This is a genomic window from Hymenobacter convexus (assembly GCF_030580955.1).
GTDB lineage: Bacteria > Bacteroidota > Bacteroidia > Cytophagales > Hymenobacteraceae > Hymenobacter.
The window spans coordinates 810,951-830,289 of the sequence record NZ_JAUQON010000001.1 but is presented as its reverse complement, the minus strand read 5'-3'; the positions used below and the strand labels follow the sequence as shown (position 1 = coordinate 830,289).

14 protein-coding genes are annotated in these 19,339 nt (G+C 61.5%); 4 read left to right on the top strand and 10 right to left on the bottom strand.

Annotated features, from left to right (window positions below):
- The first annotated feature begins 45 nt into the window (after positions 1-45).
- Both Q4S41_RS03310 and Q4S41_RS03305 read left to right on the top strand, forming a co-directional pair.
- Positions 46-978 carry an EamA family transporter gene (locus tag Q4S41_RS03310; RefSeq protein ID WP_305029674.1) on the top strand — a complete coding sequence of 311 codons (933 nt, stop codon included), beginning with the start codon at positions 46-48 and terminating at the stop codon, positions 976-978.
- A gap of 163 nt (positions 979-1,141) precedes the next feature.
- Positions 1,142-1,534, top strand: a complete 393-nt coding sequence (locus tag Q4S41_RS03305) for a group III truncated hemoglobin (RefSeq protein WP_305029673.1) — start codon at positions 1,142-1,144, stop codon at positions 1,532-1,534.
- Positions 1,535-1,610: 76 nt separating this feature from the next.
- On the opposite strand, the gene Q4S41_RS03300 is transcribed toward Q4S41_RS03305, so the two are convergent.
- Complete coding sequence (locus Q4S41_RS03300) at positions 1,611-2,147, bottom strand: DUF4126 family protein (protein WP_305029672.1); 537 nt, start codon at positions 2,145-2,147, stop codon at positions 1,611-1,613.
- 169 nt (positions 2,148-2,316) lie between these two features.
- Between Q4S41_RS03300 and Q4S41_RS03295 the strand changes: the two genes are divergently transcribed.
- Positions 2,317-8,070, top strand: a complete 5,754-nt coding sequence (locus tag Q4S41_RS03295; RefSeq protein ID WP_305029671.1) for a hypothetical protein — start codon at positions 2,317-2,319, stop codon at positions 8,068-8,070.
- A gap of 141 nt (positions 8,071-8,211) precedes the next feature.
- Here the strand turns inward: Q4S41_RS03295 and Q4S41_RS03290 are convergent, their stop codons facing one another.
- The 8 genes from Q4S41_RS03290 to Q4S41_RS03255 form a co-directional block, all read right to left on the bottom strand.
- Entirely contained in the window at positions 8,212-8,592 is a 381-nt protein-coding gene (locus tag Q4S41_RS03290; RefSeq protein WP_305029670.1) for a hypothetical protein, read from the bottom strand.
- Positions 8,593-8,803: 211 nt separating this feature from the next.
- On the bottom strand, positions 8,804-9,502 hold the full coding sequence (locus tag Q4S41_RS03285) for a carboxypeptidase-like regulatory domain-containing protein (RefSeq protein WP_305029669.1): 699 nt from the start codon (positions 9,500-9,502) through the stop codon (positions 8,804-8,806).
- Positions 9,503-9,563: 61 nt separating this feature from the next.
- Positions 9,564-10,037, bottom strand: a complete 474-nt coding sequence (locus Q4S41_RS03280) for a hypothetical protein (protein WP_305029668.1) — start codon at positions 10,035-10,037, stop codon at positions 9,564-9,566.
- Between the two features lie 102 nt (positions 10,038-10,139).
- Positions 10,140-10,514 carry a hypothetical protein gene (locus tag Q4S41_RS03275; RefSeq protein ID WP_305029667.1) on the bottom strand — a complete coding sequence of 125 codons (375 nt, stop codon included), beginning with the start codon at positions 10,512-10,514 and terminating at the stop codon, positions 10,140-10,142.
- 47 nt (positions 10,515-10,561) lie between these two features.
- Entirely contained in the window at positions 10,562-11,017 is a 456-nt protein-coding gene (locus Q4S41_RS03270; protein ID WP_305029666.1) for a hypothetical protein, read from the bottom strand.
- A gap of 330 nt (positions 11,018-11,347) precedes the next feature.
- Positions 11,348-11,974 (bottom strand): Crp/Fnr family transcriptional regulator, encoded by a 627-nt coding sequence (locus tag Q4S41_RS03265; RefSeq protein ID WP_305029665.1) that lies wholly within the window; start codon positions 11,972-11,974, stop codon positions 11,348-11,350.
- Positions 11,975-12,244: 270 nt separating this feature from the next.
- Positions 12,245-13,912: a 2-oxoglutarate dehydrogenase complex dihydrolipoyllysine-residue succinyltransferase gene (gene odhB / locus Q4S41_RS03260; protein WP_305029664.1), complete on the bottom strand. Its 1,668-nt coding sequence runs from the start codon at positions 13,910-13,912 to the stop codon at positions 12,245-12,247.
- 109 nt (positions 13,913-14,021) lie between these two features.
- The gene (locus Q4S41_RS03255; RefSeq protein ID WP_305029663.1) at positions 14,022-16,955 is read right to left on the bottom strand and encodes a 2-oxoglutarate dehydrogenase E1 component; all 2,934 of its coding nucleotides are present in this window, start codon (positions 16,953-16,955) and stop codon (positions 14,022-14,024) included.
- 542 nt (positions 16,956-17,497) lie between these two features.
- Between Q4S41_RS03255 and Q4S41_RS03250 the strand changes: the two genes are divergently transcribed.
- On the top strand, positions 17,498-17,926 hold the full coding sequence (locus tag Q4S41_RS03250) for a hypothetical protein (RefSeq protein ID WP_305029662.1): 429 nt from the start codon (positions 17,498-17,500) through the stop codon (positions 17,924-17,926).
- A gap of 96 nt (positions 17,927-18,022) precedes the next feature.
- On the opposite strand, the gene Q4S41_RS03245 is transcribed toward Q4S41_RS03250, so the two are convergent.
- Positions 18,023-19,219: an SMP-30/gluconolactonase/LRE family protein gene (locus Q4S41_RS03245; RefSeq protein ID WP_305029661.1), complete on the bottom strand. Its 1,197-nt coding sequence runs from the start codon at positions 19,217-19,219 to the stop codon at positions 18,023-18,025.
- Between the last annotated feature and the right edge of the window lie 120 nt (positions 19,220-19,339).

Here is a 19,339-nt window from a genome sequence, read left to right as displayed (position 1 = left end):
CCCTTTCTTCCCCTCGTAGTTTTGCAGCCATTCCTTACGATTCCCATGTCTGATTCTACTCCGGCCGCGCCTTCGCGGGCCGCGCTGCTCACGGCCTTTGCGCTGGTCTACCTCATCTGGGGCTCTACTTATGTGGTGATGAAGTTTGCCGTGGCCAGCATGCCGCCGCTGCTCATGGCCGGCACGCGCTACGGGCTGGCGGGCGGGCTGCTCTACGCCTACATGCGCTGGAAGGGCGAGCCGGCGCCCACGCTGAAGGGCTGGGGCTTCGCGGCCGTTATCGGTATCTGTTTGCTGGGGTTTGGCAATGGCGGCACCACCCTGGGCGTGGTGTATCTGCCCAGCAGCATTACGGCGCTGCTGGTGGCCACGGTGCCCATGTTTCTGGCGGTGCTGGGGTGGGCCAGCGGCATTTCGCCCCGCCCCACCAAGTGGGTGACGCTGGGCCTGGGCGCCGGCATGGCGGGCATGTACCTGCTGGTGGCCCACACCACGGGCGGCGCGGTGAAGCAGCCCGGCCACACCGGCCTGGGCGTGCTGGCGGTACTGCTGGCCTCGCTGGTGTGGTCCATTGGCTCGCTCTATGCCAAGAACCACCGGCCGGCGGCCTCGCCCTTCCTTTCCGGCGGCATGCAGATGCTGTGCGGCGGTGTGGCTATGCTGGCGGTGGGTTTGCTGAAGGGCGAAGCGGCCGGGTTTGAATTCGCACAAATCACGGCCAAGTCCTGGGTAGCGTATGCGTATCTGGTCACATTAGGGTCCATCGTGGCGTTCACGGCCTACATCTGGCTGCTGCGCGTGGTGGAGCCGGCGCTGGCCGGCACCTATGCCTTCGTGAACCCCGTGGTGGCCGTGCTGCTGGGCTGGGCCTTCGCCGGCGAAGTGCTGAACCCGCAGATGCTGGGCGGGGCGGCGCTCATCGTGCTGGCCGTGGTGCTGGTGGTGCTGGGCGGGCGAAGGGTTTCAGTCAAGAATTAAACGAACGTCATGTTGAAAGCACGTCATGCTGAGCGCAGTCGAAGCATCTCTACCGCGCAACTAATATCCTTTCGATTGGATTGCATTGCGCGGTAGAGATGCTTCGACTGCGCTCAGCATGACGTGCTTCTCTATTTCTGTGCTATCAATTAAACAACTTGCTATGAATGCTCCCGCGCCCCTCCCCGACCTCGAAACCGAAGCCGACATCATTCGGCTGGTCGACACGTTTTACGGCCGTGTGAACGAGGACCACCTGTTGCGTCCCATCTTCAACGACGTGGCGCAGGTGGATTGGGCGCATCATCTGCCCACGATGTACGATTTCTGGAGCAGCGTGCTGCTGGGAACCAGCCGCTACAAGGGCCGGCCGATGGCCCGGCATTTCCCGCTGCCCATCAAAGCCGAGCACTTCCAGCAGTGGCTGACGCTGTTTCGAGCCAGCGTCGACGAGCTGTTTGCCGGCCCGAAAGCTGACGATGCCAAGCTGCGGGCGCAGAGTATTGGGGCCATGTTTGAGCACCGCATGAATACCAATCCGCTGTCGCTGCTGTAGCTCAGTAGCGCGGACTTTGTAGTCCGCGAGTGCAAGCGTCTAAATCGCGGACTACAAAGTCCGCGCTACTATCGCGCTACATGGGGTGCCACTCGCTGGCGGCCGGGCGCTGGGCGCTAATCAGCGCCTTGCCGCTGGCCAGCACCAGGGCGTCTTCGCCCACGCCCACCAGCGCGCTGGGCACGCCCGATTTTTCGCTGATGCCCGTGCGCAGAGCATAACTCACGATGGTGGAAGCAAATGCCACCGCGGCGCCCAGCAGTCCGCCGCCCAGCGCGCTGCCGTGGCGCGAACGGTACCAGGCCGCCCCCACCAGCGCCCCGGACAGCAGCCGGCCCGTGAGCACGGGCAGGGCAATGCGGTCGGGAGCGTTGGGCAGCTTGTCGCCCACCATTTCGCCGGCGGCCACGGCTTTGAGCAAGCCGGCGGTGAAGGGCTTTTGCAGCAAGCGCAACGACGAGCCCGCTAGCCCACTGGTGGGCTGATGCGAAAAATAATGGCTCAGGAATGCGGGCGCGCTCATGCTGCGCATGCCGGCCAGGGTGGCGAAGCCTACGGTGGGCCAGAATTTGGCCGGGTGCGGACGGCGAGCCAATGATTTGGATGATTTCATACTAAAATAGGGATGTGCACAGTTTAACGGTGTCGGGCACGCCAAGGTCATCGGCTGCTTCAAAAAATATTCATCCCCAACCGCTGCACCGCACACCCTTACCCCCTGCTCCGACGGCATCGGCCCGCGCCTGGCGGGCTTTCATCCACCCCGTAAGCTTGCCCTGCGCATGGAAGCATCCGTGGTTGCCCTCATTATCGCCGTCGTCCTCTTCGCCCGGGTCTGGGAACTGCCCAAGAAGCTGGCGGCGGTGCAAGCCGAACTGGACCGGCGTCATAAAATTCAGGAAGAAATGCGGGCCGAGTTGCACCGCCTGCGCGACCAGCTGGCCGTGCTGCGCGATGCCAGCCTGGCGGCTCCGCCCAGCGCGCCCGCCACGGCGCCCGTGACAGCAGCGGCACCCTTGGCCGCGCCCTCGGCGGTGGCCGTAACAAAGGCAGCGGCTTTCTCAGTTGCGCCGCCCGTCGTTGTTGCACCAGTAACAGCGCCGCCGGTCGAAGCGCCGGTAGTAGCGCCGGCACCCGTGATTCCGACAGCACCTGCGGTGGTACCGTCTGCAACTGCGCCGGCCGTTACGCCCGTTGCCCCCCCAGCTATTATCCCGGTCACAGAGGCGCCACAAGTGGTTACTCCGATGCCCGTGGTGGCTCCGATTCTGGCGGTAACTCCGGTGGTAGAAACCAAACCGGTTGCTCCAGCGGCTCCTGTGCCAGTGCCGCCAGTGCCCACGCCGCCGGTTCCAACGGCGCATCCTGTGGCCGCACCTACGCTTCCACCAGTAGTTGAACAGCCGGCTTCGGTACCAACGCCTGCGCCCGCGCTAACTCCTGCGCCAACAGCGGCCCCGGTTCCGCGGCCCGTGGCGGCCCCCACTCCAACACCCGCGCAGCGCCCACCCGTGGTGCCGCCCACGCCGCCTCCACCACGCCGGCCCATGCCCGCGCCGGTGCCTGCCGGGCCCAGTTGGTGGGACAAGGCGGCCACCATTCTGCTCGAAAACTGGACCGGTATTCTCGGGGCCGTGGTGCTCGTGACGGGCGTCGGTTTTCTGGGCATCTACGCGGCGCTGCGGCTGGCCCCGCCGTATCGGTTTTTGCTGATTTGCGGCTTCGCGGCAGGCTTGCTGGGCGTGCGGTTTGGGTTGCGCAACAAGGCATTTGCGCAGCAGCTTAACGCCTGGCTGCTGAGCAGCGCGGCGGCCATTTTCCTGTTTGCCTGCGTGGGTTCGGTCAGCATTGCGGGCCTGCGCTGGGCGGTTTCACCTTTTGATTACCTGTTGCTATTGGCCGGGGTGAGTGCCAACCTTTACTTGGCCTGGCGGTCCAGCCGCGAGGCGGTGGCCACCTTGCACGGGGTGTTGAGTTTGGTGGCACTGGCGGTGCTGCCGCCCACGGCCCTCACGCTGGCGGCGGCGGCGGGCGTCACGGCGTTTAGCATTGCCATCACCTACCGGCAATTGTGGAAGTACCAGCTGCTGCTCAGCATTGCCAGCTTCTTTGCGTTTCATCTCTACTGGCACCAGCAGTCGGGCGCGGTTTCGAATACGCTGCGCCTCACGGCCATGGGCCTGGTGCTGCTGGTGGGCGCGGCGGCGGCCGTGGTACAATACCGCAGTGTGTACGCCAAGCGGCGGTTCGAGCCGCTGCTCTTCACGGCCCACGTCCTGAACTGGACCACCCTCGGCATCAGCCTCTACCTGCACAGCACGGGCTCCATCTGGAAAACCATTCCGCTGGCGCTGGGCGCGCTGCTCACCTTCTGGGCCGGGCGGCAGGCGAAGAAGCTGGGCATCGGCTGGCTGTTCCAGACCGATACCATCATTTCGCTGATTCTGGCCCTGGCCACGGCCTTTTCGCTGCAGGGCTGGCACGCCACGCCGCCGATTATTCTGCTGTTTATGCTGCTGGAGTCGCTGCTGATTACGCTTATCATGGCCCGGCAACGCGAGGCGCTGGTGTACCGCGTGGCGCTGGCCGGGGCTAGTTTGGCCGGCGTGGGCCTGCTGCTGGTAGCGGCCGGCCGCGCGGGCAACCTACCGCCGCTGCTCTACCGCGACGCCCTGGTACTGGCCCTGGCCGGCTGGGCCGGCGTGGCTTTCGCGCAGCTCATCTACCGCCAGCCGCTCTTAGCCGCCACTCCCGACGGCCGAAACAAGGCCCATCACGACCTGTTGAGTGGCTTTGCGGGCTTGGCCGGGCTGCTGCAGGCCGGCGCGGGCCTGCTGCTGGCGCGGGTGCTTTTTGGCGATGCCAATCAACCGGTCTTCGGGCTTATTGGGGCGTTAGCTGGGCTGGCGGCCGTTTCCGTGGGCCTGGCTTTCTGGGTTCGCACCGCGCGGCTGGCACCCGGCTGGGTGCGGCAACAGCAACTGCTTCTGGCTCAATTCTTCGCCGTGCTGGCCGTATTCGGACTACACGAAACGGGAATGAACTGGCCCATCGTGCTGGGCATCCTTTACGCCGAAAACCTGCTGGCGGCCCTGCTGCTGGCCCGGCAGCGCGAGAAGCTGCTCTACCACGTCACCCTCACGGGCACCTACCTTACGGCCGTGAGCCTGCTGGCCGTAGCCGGTGTGCAGGCTGGCCACGGCCATCCGGCAGTGCTGTACCGCGATGCGCTGGTGCTGGCCCTGACCGGCTGGATGGGCTTGTTCTTCGTTAATCGGGCGCAACGACTGCTTATCGGGCTGGCTGAGTCGAAATCGACCAATGAAGTTATTTTCCGCAAAACGGAGCAGGATTATCTGAGTGGGTTGGCCGGCTTATCGGGCGTGCTGCAAGTGGGCGCCGGGCTGCTGCTGGCGCGGGCGCTGTTTGCCTGGCAGGGCGTGCCCGTTGGCTGGCTGCTGGTGGCCCTGGCAACTTTGGCGGCCATTTCCGTCGGCTTGGCCGCTTGGCTGCGCACCGGGCAGCAATCCGCTGCCTGGGTGCGGCAGCAGCAGCTAATTCTGGGGCAGTTTTTCGCGTTGCTGGCAGTGGTTGGGTTGCACGAAATGCAGCTAAGCTGGCCGGTAGTGTTGCTCCTGCTCTACCTCGAAAACCTGTTGGTGGCTTGGATAACGGCTCGGCAGCACGAAAACCTATTGCACCGCATTAGCCTTATCGGCGGCTACCTAGCGGGCGGTAGCCTGCTGCTAGTAGCTATCAGTAAACTCCGCTTCGGCGTGCCGGCCGTCCTCTACCGCGATGCGCTTTGGCTGGCCCTGGCGGGTTGGGCGGGCATTGTCTTCCTGGTGCTTGTCCACCGCCTGCGGTCAGCATCGGCCAACGATGGCAGAGCCGCCGAAACCGCCACCTCCGGCCAGTTTGATACCGCTTTACGCAATGGCGTGGCGGGCCTCGCCGGTTTGCTACAAGTGGGCGCCGGCGCGTTGCTGGCCCGTGTGCTTTTCGGCTGGCAGCCGGTGCCGGTGGGGCTACTCATCGGGGCGTTGCTGGGGCTGGCGGCCGTCTCGCTCGGCTTGTCGGCCTGGGTGCGCACAGCCCAAGGAGTGCCCGGCTGGGTGCGCCAGCAGCAATTGGTGTTGACCCAGCTTTTTGCCGGGCTGGCCCTGCTAGGCCTGCACGAAACCGGCCTGAGCTGGCCGCTGGTGCTGGGCTTGCTCTACTTCGAAAACCTGGGTGTAGCCCTGTTCACCGCTCGTCGGCGCGAAATGCTCCTCTACCACCTCACACTGGGCGGCGCCTTCCTCGCGGGCACGGGCCTGCTGTTGCTGGTGGGCAGCCAAGAAGGCATTCCGACTTCGGCCGTCCTCTACCGCGATGCCGTGGTGCTGGCGCTGACCGGCTGGGTTGGCATCATCTTCGCCCAGCTTACTTACCGTCAATTCAACTCCGCTCCCACCGCGCTTCAACCTAATCAGCCGGAAATTGGCCGGTCTGTTTTCGAAGTGCTGGGTGGCTTTGCCGCGCTGGCAGGCTTGCTGCAGGCGGGCACTGGCGTATGGCTGGCGCGGGCCTTATTTGCCTGGCACAATGCGCCGACACTTCTGCTTCTGGTAGCTCTGTTGGTCCTGGCAGGCGCCTCGGTGGCGCTGGCTGCCTGGGTTCGCACCAATGGCGTGCTGCCGGTTTGGGTGCGGCGCCAGCAGTTAGTGCTGGGGCAATACTTTGCGGTGCTGGCTGTCTTCGGCCTGCACGAAACCGGCCTGAGCTGGCCGGCAGTATTCACGGTGCTCTACGCCGAAAACCTGCTGGTGGCCCTGCTCTTCACGGGGCGCGGCGAAGACGGCCTGCTACACACCCAAACCTACCTGCTGGTGCTGCAGGCGCTGCTACTGCCGCTGCTGGTGCATAGCCTCTGGCCCGGCACGTTGGGGGCATTGCCCCGCGCCGGGCTGCTGGCGGGCGCCGGCCTGCTCACGGTGGCCTACCAGGCCCGCCGGCTGTTCTGGTTCCGCACCGCAGATTCCGAAGAATACGGCACGTTGCGCCTCGGTGGCACCCGGCAACTTTCGATACTGGGCCTCGCCGTAGGATGGCTGCTGCTGGGCGCGGGCACGCTGGTGTATGAGCTGCCGTGGGCCGCCTGGGCTACGGTGGGCCTACTCGGCAGCCTGCTCTGGCTGCGTTCACGCGTGGACTTGCCGGGCGTGTGGGCCGGGCTGGTGCTGGCTGGCGTCGGCTACCTCTCGCTGCAGTGGGGCCATGTGCTGATTCCCGCCAACGGCCAGGTATACAGCCCAAGCTACGTGCTGCTCTACCTGTTGCCCACGCTGGCCGTGCCCGTTGCGGGCCTGCGCACATCGTGGTGGGCGGCAGGCGAGCGGTTTGTGCGCTGGCCGTGGGTGTATTTGCTCGGTATTCACGGCGTGGTGGCGCTGGTGGCCGCCGTGCCGGCCGGGCACGTGGCCTACTTTTCACTGGGCCTGCTGGCAATAGCCGCCACAGCCCTCTTAGCAGCCCAACTCTGGCGGCACGCCTTACCCGATGCCGCCGCCGTGCTCCGCGCCGGCCAGCCCGACCGCTATCTGCTGCACCTTGGCTACTGGCTGCTCAGCGGCGGTCTGCTCACGCACCTGTGGCTGCTGACGCGCGACGAACTGTTCTTTGGCCAGCCCGCCGAATATTTTACGGCCGCCCTGTTCTTCGCGGTGCTGGCCGGCTGGGCTGCCGTGCGCCCGCCGGCCACGGCGCCCATCTACAATTCCTGGCGACGCCTGCACCCGTGGCTGGCCGAGGCAGCGCTGCTGTTCGGCACGGCCACGCTGGGGCACAACGTTCGCACCTTCTGGCTGCCGCCGCTGTGGGCGGCGGCAGCGTTGGGGCTGGGTTCCGTATCAGCCTACTTACCGAAACGCTTCCGCCGGCTGGGCGTGTATGGCCGCCTGTACTATTGGTTGGCGGCCGGCACGGCGGGCGCAGTCAGCTTGATTCATCTCGACCCTGACCAGCTGCTCAGCACCGAATGGTGGGAAATCACGGCGGCTGTTTTGCTGCTCTTCGGCTACGTGTGGCAGGCGCTCACGCAGGGCGAAAAGGCCTTCCGGGGCCTCTCGCCGGCCTGGGACATCCTGGCCCGGCCGCCGCGCCGCGCCCTCGAAGCCTGGCTACTCTACCCCGCTTTCCTCGCGCTCGCGCTGCTGCTCATCCAGTCCTTCGACCGCTCGGTGCTCACCGTGCTGCTGATGCTGGAAGTGGTGGCCGTATTCAGCACCAGCCTGTTGCTACGTCGGCAGGACTTGCGCTACCTTTCGCTGGCCGGCATGTTGGCTTGCCTGGTGCGCCTGGTTTTCTTCGACCTCAGTCGGAGCGGCACCATCACGCGGGCCATCGTTTTCATCCTGATGGGCCTGCTCCTGCTCGGTATGAATGCGCTCTACGCCCGCTTCAAAGCCCGTTTCGAGGCAGTTGAACCAGAGTCTGACGATTTCTCCCTACCCGACTTCACGGCCGATGAGGAGCCCCATGTGGCGCCAGAGTAGAGACGCAATATTTTGCGTCTCGTCGTTGAACGATTCGCTAGAGGCGCTGACGACAAGACGCAAAATATTGCGTCTCTACCCCACAAAAAAAAAGGCCCGTCCAATAGTGGACGGGCCTTTTTGAATGGCAATATGCCTTGCTTAGTTGATTTCGTCGGCGTGGGTGCGCAGCACTTCCCGGGCAATGGCCAGGTTGGTTTCGCGCGAATTCACCACCAGGTAGATAAACTTGTTGCCGGCATTATTCAGCTTCAGCAGGTGAAACTGGTTGGTCAGCGTGATAAGAATGTCCTCAATCTTTTCCCCCGCGAGCTTCAGGGCCGACATGGCTTTCTGTTTCTGCTTCACCACTTCGGTGTTGTAGGCCGCGGCCGTTTCCGGGTTGAGAGACGGCGAATTCGAGTGCGAGGCCAGGGCCATGCCCGAGGTGATGTCGACTACTGCCACCGCCACTAGGCTCGGCAAATCGTTGATAATTCCGTCGACTGCCTTGCCGGCAGGACTGTTTTTGGAGTAGGCCATTTCGGCTAAAGGAAGGGAGTTAGATAAAGAAGATTCTTTGAGCTTATTCGCAACGTGCTTACGGTAGGTCCTCGCTTTCACTACGATAGGGCCACGCGGGCCGGCAACTAGTAAGTAGGTAGAATTCAGCAGTAAGCAGCCAGCATCGCAGGTTTCGACAACAGGCGTCTCGGCCCCGATTCCAGCCACTTACTACCTAAAAGTCATTTAGTTAAAAAAGCAGCCAGCGCTTGTGCTTGGCGGCGCGGGGCTGCAGGGTCACGCCCTGAGCCGAGGCGTCGGTTGCCTTCAGCTCCTGGTCGTGGTAGCCGGCGTACCCGTACTGCAGGGTGGTGGTGGCGGCCGTGCCGGCGGTCATGCGCAGGCTGTAGTTGCCGTTGGCGTCGGTACTCACGCCCTGGGCGGTGCCTTTGCGCAGCACGGTGGCGCCCACCAGCGGCTGGCCGGCTTCGTTCACAATGCGGCCGCTCACGGTCACCATGCGGTTGGCATTGGCGGTGGCTTCGGCAGCGGCGGTGCTAGCCGAGGCCAGCGCCGTCATTTCGGGCAGCGACACCGGCACGGCCGGCGTGCTGTGCGAAGGCAAGCGGGTGCCGGCCATCGATACGCCGGCCACCAGCGCGGCCACGCCCACCATCGAGAACGCCCGGCGGCGGAAGCGCTGCGGCTGCTCGCGGATGAACAGCATCTGCTTCTGCACCCAGGTGGTGGGGGCAGCAGCCTCGGCCTCAACGGTCGACATTTCGTGCCAGCGCGTGACGGTGGTGTGGGCTTGGGTGGCGTCCTTGCGCAGGTAGTCCTCCACGGCGCGGGCCGAGGAGCGGGCCAGGTCGCCGCGCAGGTAAGCGTCGCGGTAGACGGGCAGCAACTCGCCGGTCTGCGCGTCAAATGGGGTAGCGGTCAGCTTCATTTGGGTGACAGAAAAAAAGGGTGAGAAAATAAAGAATGTGGCTTACCGGCCAGCCACGGGCCTAACTACGGCTACCTCCTGCCCCATCCAGCAGCGCAATGGCGCCGCGCATCACTTCGCGGGCAATGGCCAGATTGGTGTCGCGCGTTTCCACTGCCAGGTAGATAAACCAGCGTCCCGTGGCTTCCAGCCGCAGCAAATGCAGCTGCGACGGCAGCGTAAACAGCATTTCTTCTACCCGCTCGCCGGGCGTGCCCTGGGCCCGCACCGCCGCCTGCACCTGCCGAACCGCCTCGGCGTTGAAGCCCGCTACCACGCCCGGCCGCAGGTCCCGGTCGGTGGTGTAGGTGGCCAGGGGCTTGCCGGTGGCCACTTCTACCACGGCCCCCATCAGCATATCGGGCAACTCGGCCAGCAAGTGCCGGATGGCCTGTTCGATGGGCGCACTGGCCGGGCCGGTGGGGGCCAGCAATTCCACTTCGTGGGCCACCGGGCCGGCCAGGCGCTGCAACTGCTTGAGAAAAGGGATTTTCATAGGGCGCGGGGTGGGTAGTCCCGGCTGGTGCCGCGCCCGGGGGCAGACCGGGCGCGGCAGCGGTGCGTGGGTCCGACGGCTACCGGGCCGCCGTCAGCCAAACTAGTTCAGGTTGTCAGCGGTGCTGCGCAGTACCTCGCGGGCAATGGCCAGGTTGGTTTCGCGCGAATTCACCACCAGGTAGATGAACTTGTTGCCGGCCAGTTTGATGAGGTGAAACTGGTTGGTGAGGGTAATGAGGATGTCCTCGATGTTCTCGCCGGTCAGTTTCAGCGCCGACATGGCTTTCTGCTTCTGTTTCACCACTTCGGTGTTGTAAGCAGCGGCCGTTTCGGGGTTCAAAGACGGCGAATTGGAATGCGAGGCCAGGGCCATGCCCGAGGTGATGTCGACCACCGCCACGGCCACCAGGCCCGGCAAATCGTTCAACACGTCTTGTACTACTTTGCCAGCGGGGGAATTCGTTGAGTAAGCCATGATAAGGGTAAGCGTAAAAAGATGAAGGGGTTGAGTTTGATGAATTGTTAAAAAATGATTGATTTCAATACTTCGCGGGCCAGGGCCAGACTGGTGTCCTGCGCCTTCACAGCCAGGTACACGAACCACTGGCTGTTCTTGGATAAGCGAATGAGATGCAGTTGTTTTCGTAGCGGGATAAGGATGTCTTCGAGGCGTTCGCCGCGCTTCGACAGGGCCGCCAGGGCCTGTTGCTGCTGGCGCACCGTTTCGGCGTGGTGGGCAGCCGTGGCCACGGGGTCGAAGCCCCGCGCACGGCTGACGTGAGCCAGGCAGTTTGCCGTCGTCACTTCCACCACTGCAATGGTTGTGAGAGCGGGCAAATCGGCAAGTGCCTGCTTTATTATTTTTTGAATTTTAGAAAGATTGATTTCAGAAGCAGCAAGTGCTTGTCTTCCCTCAATAATTCGCGTACTTCCGACGCGTTTTCTCAGCGGCACGTCGGCAGCAGCAGACACATTCATTACAGATAAGCTGAATAATAATTTATTCTATTGTGCACGTTTATTACACTTTATTAAAACTATCTATCACTCATTTTCTATTACAAAGCTCCGCACTAGCCCACCCCTTTAAAAATGACTTACGTCATTTTTGACAATGATTTAAGTCAAACCGCAAACCGAAACGGGACCAAATACGTAGCGGCACGTTTTCATATTTTATAACTAATCAAATAAATTATTTATTTAACACTATCATTATCCAGTCCACAGAAATACCATTGCTGTTAGTGGTATGGTAGCAGTGTTGTAGCATCCCACAGGTAGTTGGCTTGTCAGCCACGCTTGGCTTTAGTCGTAGAGCGACGCAATTTCGCTGAGGCTGTTCGGCTTCAAAATCGTGACTTGGCTGCCCCGGGTGGCAATAATGCCCGCCTCTTTGAAATCAGAAAGCAGCCGCGTGGCCGTTTCTTTGGCCGTGCCTACCAGCGAAGCCAGGTCTTCGCGCGAAACGGACATGCTGAAGGGTAAGGCATCGCTTTCTTCGCGGAAGGTGTGGTAGAGCAGAAGCAAAGCCTCGGCCAGCCGCTCGCGTACGGGCTTGTAGGCGAGGTGCAACATCTGCACTTCGGCCGCGCCAAGGGCTTTGGCCATCATCTGCATGAGCGAGGTTGAGAACTGCACGTTCGACTGCCACACCCGGAAAAAATCGGCGCGCGGAATGAAGCACACCACGCAGTCATCAAGCGCCACGGCCGAGGTGCTGTAGCGGCTTTCGGTCAGCACCGACTGGAAGCCCAGCACGTCGCCGTCCTTGGCCAGCCGCACAATCTGCTCTTTGCCGTCGCCGCTGGCTTTGGTCACTTTGATTTTGCCCTGGCTCACGCAATGCAAGCCGAGGGCCGGGCTGCCTTCATGGAAAATCCGCTGGCCCTTCTGGTAGCTCTGGGAAATTTTGCTGGTCGCGATAAAGTCCAATTCCTCTAATTGACAGCAACCCATCAGCGGGCCTTTGCGGTGAGGGCAGTCCTGGCACGTTGGCGTAATGAATTTTCCCATAAAATATAATTCTACCGTTCCCTTTGAAGGCTCAAAGATAGTATGCTGTATTATTCGATAGCAAGCATAATATTTTTCAACGGGCATTTTATTAGGTTCATCGAGCAATACCGGTATTCCAACGTCCAAAAATGAAAAAGGCCGATTCCCTATTCGGGAATCGGCCTTTTAAAAATCCTAAATCAGGAATTATACTCCGAACATCATGCGCGTCGGGTCTTCGAGCAACTCCTTCACCCGCACCAGGAACGAAACCGACTCGCGCCCGTCAATAATGCGGTGGTCGTAGCTCAGGGCCAGGTACATCATGGGACGAATCACCACCTGCCCGTTTTCGGCGATGGGGCGCTGGATGATGTTGTGCATGCCCAGAATGGCCGACTGCGGCGCATTGATGATGGGCGTGCTGAGCATGGAGCCGAAGACGCCGCCGTTGGTGATGGTGAAGGTGCCGCCGCTCATCTGCTCAATAGTGAGCTTGTTGTCGCGGGCCAGGCCAGCTAGGCGCATCACTTCCTTTTCGATGCCTTCGAAGCTCAACTGCTCAGCGTTGCGAATCACCGGTACCACGAGGCCTTTCGGGGCCGAAACGGCGATGCTGATGTCGGCAAAGTCCGAGTACACGATGTCGGTGCCGTCAATCTGGGCATTCACGGCGGGCCACTCTTTCAGGGCGATGCATACGGCTTTGGTGAAGAAGGACATGAAGCCGAGGCCCACGCCGTTTTTCTCCTTGAACTTGTCTTTGAACTTGTTGCGCAGGTCCATGATGGGCTGCATGTTCACCTCGTTGAAGGTGGTGAGCATGGCCGTCTCGTTCTTCACCGTCACAAGGCGGCGCGCCACGGTCTTGCGCAGGTTGCTCATACGCTCGCGGCGCACTTCGCGGCTGCCACCAGCAGCCGGCGCGGCGGCCGGAGATGCAGCAGGGGCAGCGGCGGCCGGGGCAGCAGTCGGAGCCGGGGCGGCCGGCTTGGCTTGGGCGTTCTGGGCATCCTCCTTGGTAATGCGGCCGTCGCGGCCAGTGCCGGCTACGTCGCCAGCGGCAATGCCTTTCTCACCGAGAATCTTGCCAGCAGCCGGCGAGGGCACGCCCGTGGCGTAAGTAGCGGCGCCACCAGCGGCGGGGGCCGAGGCCAGCGCTGCAACCGGAGCCGCAGCAGCGGGCGCGGCAGCAGCGGGAGCCGGAGCAGCCGCGCCGCTACCGCCTTCGATGCGCGCAATCACGGCGCCGATGCTAATGGTTTCGCCTTCCTTCACGGCGTGGCGCAGGGTGCCGGCGGCTTCGGCGGGCAGTTCGAAGGTGGCTTTGTCTGATTCCAACTCGGCAATCACCTCGTCGCGGCTCACCTGGGCACCGTCTTCTTTCAGCCATTTGGCCACCGTCACTTCCGTGATAGATTCGCCCACGGCGGGGATTTTCATTTCTACCGAGCCACCGCCGGCGGCGGGAGCGGCATCGGGCGCTGCAGCCGGGGCTGCACCACCTTCCGGCTTGCCGCCGTAGCCGGCCTGGTCGCTGGCCGCGGGGTTTTCTTCCCCCTTAGCGATGGGGTCGGCGGCTGGGGCGGCAGCGGGTGCGGCGGCCGGGGCAGCGGCCGGAGCTGGAGCAGCACCAGCGGCAACACCGTCCAAATCGGCGATTACGGTTCCAATACCGATGGTTTCGCCTTCGGCCACGCGGATTTTCAGCACGCCATCGGCTTCAGCCGGCAGCTCAAACGTGGCTTTGTCCGATTCGAGTTCGGCGATAACCTCGTCGCGCTTCACGGCGTCGCCGTCTTGCTTGAGCCACTTGGCAATGGTGACTTCGGTGATGGATTCGCCAACGGCGGGAATTTTGATTTCGAGGGCCATAAAGCTGGGGTGGCGGAGAGAGAAGTTTTAAGAAGACTGGGCAGCACGGCCCATTATATATAGAATGCGGACTGCAAGAAGGCGCTTTGCTTATGGCAAAGGAGAGCCGTTAGTCCTGCTTTTTGGCGATTTCGGCAGTGGCTTCGATGTTGTTGTCGGCCACCGCCTCTTTGGGCTTGTCGAAGGCGCGGGCCACGAGGTCCTTCTGCTCCTTCACGTGGATTTTGTTATAGCCTGTGGCCGGCGATGCCGACGCCTTGCGGGCCACCACGTCTTCCAGCTCGCGGCGCATGTAGCGCAGCATGAAGTTCCAGTAGCCCATGTTTTCCGGCTCTTCCTGCACCCAGTAGATTTTGGCTTTGCCGTACTTGGCCAACTCAGCGTCGAGCTGCTTTTTGGGGAAGGGGTGCAGCTGTTCGAGGCGCACAATGGCCACGTCCTTGCGGTCAGAATTGCGCTGCTCTTCCAGCAGGTCGTAGTACACCTTGCCCGAGCACAGCAGCACGCGCTTCACCTTTTTGGCCTCGGCATAATCGTCGCCCAGCACCTCACGGAAGCGGCCGCTGGTGAACTCTTCCACCGGCGACACGCACAGCGGGTGGCGTAGCATCGATTTCGGCGACATCGTCACCAGCGGCTTGCGGAAGCTCCACGTCAGCTGGCGGCGCAGGGCGTGGAAAAAGTTGGCCGGCGTGGTGATGTTGGTCACCACGATGTTGTTCTCGGCCGCGAGCTGCAGGAACCGCTCGGGGCGGGCGTTGGAGTGTTCCGGGCCCTGGCCTTCGTAGCCGTGGGGCAGCTGCATCACGAGGCCGTTCATGCGCTGCCACTTGCTCTCGGAGCTCACCACAAACTGGTCAATCATGGTCTGGGCGCCGTTGGCGAAGTCGCCAAACTGCGCTTCCCAAATCACCAGCGCCGTGGGGTTGGCCATGCCGTAGCCAAATTCGAAGCCCAGCACCGCGTACTCGCTCAGCAGCGAGTTGTAAATGCTCAGCTTCTCATTTTCGCCCTCCATAAAGTTGAGCGAGTTGTACGGGGCCGACGTTTCGGCATCGTGCAACACCGCGTGGCGGTGCGAGAACGTACCGCGCTGCACGTCCTGGCCGCTCACGCGCACAATGTGCTTCTCGCTCAGCAGCGAGCCATAGGCCAGCAATTCGCCAGCGGCCCAGTTCAGCACGCGGGTTTCGTAGAACATCTTACGGCGCTCCTTCAGCAGGTTATCAATCTGCTTAATGGGCTTGAAACCTTCGGGAATTGTGGTTAGGGCTTTGGCTACCTTCTCCACCGTTTCGGCCGAAATGCCGGTTTCAGGCGACTGCTCGAAATCTTCCGGCGTGCTGCGGCGCAGGCTCCGCCATTCGTTTTCGAGGGCTTGGTACTTATAAGGAAGCGCTTTTTGCTTCACCATGTCGAGACGGGCCTGCAGGGTGTCGCGGAATTCGCGGTCCATCTGGTTGGCCAGTTCGGCGTCCACATCACCGCGCTGCACCAGCATGGCGTTGTACACCTCGCGCGGGTTCTGGTGCTTCGAGATGATGTTGTAGAGCGTGGGCTGGGTGAACTTTGGCTCGTCCGACTCGTTGTGGCCGTGGCGGCGGTAGCACACCATGTCAATAAAGATATCGGCGTGGAACTGCTGGCGGTACTCGGTGGCCAACTGCACGGCAAACACCACAGCTTCGGGGTCGTCGCCGTTCACGTGTACCACCGGCGCATCAATGATTTTAGCCAAATCAGTCGAGTAAATCGATGAGCGGGCGTCCTCGAAATCCGTCGTGAAACCAACCTGGTTATTAATCACGAAGTGGATGGTGCCGCCTGTCTTGTAGCCCTCCAGCTGCGACATCTGGGTCAGCTCGTAGCCGATGCCCTGGCCAGCCAACGCCGCGTCGCCGTGAATGAGGATGGGCAGAATCTGGTGGTAGTCGCCACCGTACTGGTGCTCGATTTTGGCGCGCACGAAGCCTTCCACCACCGGGTTCACCGCCTCCAGGTGGGAGGGGTTGGGAGCCAGCTTCAAGTTGACTTTCTGGCCGCCGCTGGCTTCCACCTCTGAGCTGTAGCCCATGTGGTACTTCACGTCGCCGTCGCCCATCGTGAGGTCGGGCACGGCCGTGCCTTCGAACTCGCTGAAAATCTGCTCATAGGTCTTGCCCATGATGTTGGCCAGCACGTTCAGGCGGCCGCGGTGGGCCATGCCAATCATCACCTCTTTCACGCCCAGCTCCGCGCCCTTGCCGATGATGGCATCCAGCGCAGGAATGGTCGTTTCGCCGCCTTCGAGTGAGAAGCGTTTCTGCCCCAAAAACTTGGTGTGCAGAAAGTTCTCGAACACCACGGCCTCGTTCAGCTTCTTCAGAATGCGCTTCTTGTACTCCACGCCGGGGTTGAAGGCCAGCGAGTCGCGCTCCACTTTGGCCCGGAACCAGTCCAGCACCTCGGGGTCGCGGATGTACATGTATTCGAAACCGATTGCGCCGGTATAAATTTTCTCCAGCGCCGCCACAATGTCGCGCAGCTTGGCCTGGCCGCCGAGGCCCAGCACCTCGCCGTTCTTAAATACCGTGTCCAAATCGGCTTCGCCCAGGCCGAAATCGGCGAGGTCGAGGCGGGGCTTGCGGTCTTTGCGCTCGCGCACCGGGTTGGTTTTGGCGCGCAGGTGGCCGCGGCTGCGGAAGGCGTGGATGAGGTTGCGCACGGCCGTCTCTTTGTCGGCCGATACTTCGCCGCTGCTCAGGCCGGCGGGAGCGTTGTTGGTCGAGGCCGGGGTGTTGAGCACGCCGTAATCGTCGGGCTGCGGGGCCGTGGCGGGACCGGGCGCCGCTTTGGGAGCCGCGCCGTTGGTGGCGGTGCCATTGGCGGGAGTGGCCGCGCCGGGCAGCACGGAGGCGCCTTCGGGGAATTGCTGCGAGAAATCGAAACCTTCAAAAAACTTGCGCCAGCCGAAATCAACCGATTCCGGGTTCTGCTGGTAGGCTTGATACAAGGTTTCAATGGCCGCCGCGTCGGCGTTGGCGATATACGAGTATGCGTCCATGGATAAAGGAGCTTGGGTAAGGCTACACAAATGTAAGTGGCTTCATACACAGCCAAAAACCTACATTCGGTTTCACGAATAAAATTGACAATCAACCAAATTCATTCGCACTCATCTTACTAAATGAGGTGCTTGCGTGGTCAATTTATCACATTTCGCGGGATGTACGGATTTGCTCTTACGCGTATCACGACCAACTGGTCAGGACTGAAAGCTGCCTTGAGTAGCAGCCCTAGTTCGGAACTGGATAGCTAACTCGTGCTTTTTCTATAAAGTTTTTACTATATATGTACCCTTAGCCCCTTCTAAAGCCTTTAGCAATTGGATAATTTATTTTTAGCAAACTTATAGCTGCCTTTTCCCGTTCTACTTTTCCCCCTTGCCTAGAAAGCAGGGTTTTGCCTATACTGCCGGGCTGGAATGGCGGCTGGATGAACCCATATTAGATGTATAATGCACGGCTATTTATAGAAGCATTCTTAGCAGTTTCTACACTTGCAGCGCCTCTTTTCAGCGCTGCTCCACTCAACACAGTATCCGGAATGCACGCGTTTATCGCATCCCGGGGAGAAAGCCGCCGCGTAGCGCTGGCGGGCGCAGCGAAAGCGAAAAAAACAGCAGCCCGCAGCCTTACCTATACCGTGACGGCCACGATATACGAAGCGGTGCCCAGCCAAACGGACGACGAGCCTTTTGTAACGGCCGACAACTCCCGCATTAAACGCCACTACGGGACCAAAAAGCACTGGATGGCGCTTTCCCGAGACTTGCTGAAGCAATGGGGCGGCATTTTTGACTACGGCGACAAGGTGCGCGTCCGCGGCATCTCGCCCGAGCTTGATGGCGTTTATACGGTGCACGACACCATGAACCGCCGCCACCGCCACTGCATGGACATTCTGGCGCACCCAAGCGAGAAACTCGACATTTTCACCAAGGGCGTAAAGATTCAAAAGGTCGCGCAGTTGTAAGCGTCGCCTTCTTTATAACTTATTATCAATCATATAAGCACAACAAAAAAGCCGCTCCATAATGGAGCGGCTTTTTTGTTTGGCAGGTGGCCATGCCTATTTGGGCAGGGCCATTTTGAAGATGCGGAAGGGCTGGCGGGGCTGACCGACGCCTTTATTCCAGTTGGGGGTTTTGTGGATGGCGGAATTGGTGACGTACAGCGTGCCGTCGGCGCCGAAGCTGTAGGTATCGGGCCATTGCAGGCCGGGGTCCTTCACCAAGGTTTCGATTTTGCCGGCCGGGGTGCGGCGCAGTAGGGCACTTTGCTCGAAGGACGTGAGGTAGACGTTGTTGGCAGCGTCGATTTCGAGGCCGTCGGTGCCGGGAATTTCGCCCACGGTTTCGACCTGCTGGCCCAGTTGAGCTTCCGTAAGGGCGGCGTCGCGCAGGGCAGCGGTTTTGATGCGGTAGAGGGTGTGGCCGGTGAGTGGGCAGTAGTAGAGGTAGGCGTTGTCGGTGCTCAAAGCGATGCCGTCGGCGTTGAACTGGGCGGGTTTGCCCTGCAGGTCGAGCATGGGGTGGCCTTCGGCTTTGATGACAAGGCCTTTCACGGCTTTGGTAGACGGATGGTTAGCCAGCAGGCGACGCGATTTCAGCGTTTTCAAATCGGTGACAACCAAGGCGCCTATCCCCGATTCGGTCATGTAAGCGTAGTTGTTCTGCAGGTCGATGCGCACGTCGTTGAGGTAGGACTTGCGCGGGGCTACGCTCTCCGAGAAGGGAATGGTGAGCAGAACCTGGCCGGTTTTGGGGTCGGTTTTGACCAGCTTGGGGCCGCCGGGCACGGTAAATTTCAGGCCGGGCGAAGCCGGGTCGAGCACCCAGACCATACCGGACTTATCGGCGAACACACTTTGCGGGCAAATCCAGTGCTTGAGCGGCTCCGATTTTACGGAGTCGTTCCAAGTGCACCAGCTGGCGTTGGGATAGGGCGTGAGGGTGCTGTTCGAGCCGACTTTAGCGATGGGGAACGACGGATTCCAGTCCCAGCGCGGAAAGCAGGCGAACACCTGCCCGCCGGGCGCCACGGCCACGCCCACCATCTGAGGGTCGTTAAATTCGGCCACGACTTGGAGGGGCGAGTTGGTGGGAGTAACAGCTGAATTAGCCGTTGATGAATCGGCGGTGGCAGCCCCAGCAGCGCCGTTAGCAGCTGTGTCGGCATTGCCGGAGGGCGACGAACAGCTGCCCAGCAAGCTAGCAGCCGCCAGCGCGGCGGCACTGCCAAGGGTGAAAAGTCGGTGAGCAAACATAAAAGAACAGATGTAATAGAAAGGAAAAAGCCCCAACCTGAATAGGTTGAGGCTTTACATACGGCCGTTAGATGCGCGTGTTGAGACAAATCAGCTCAACCTCGGCAGTGGCAAATGGCT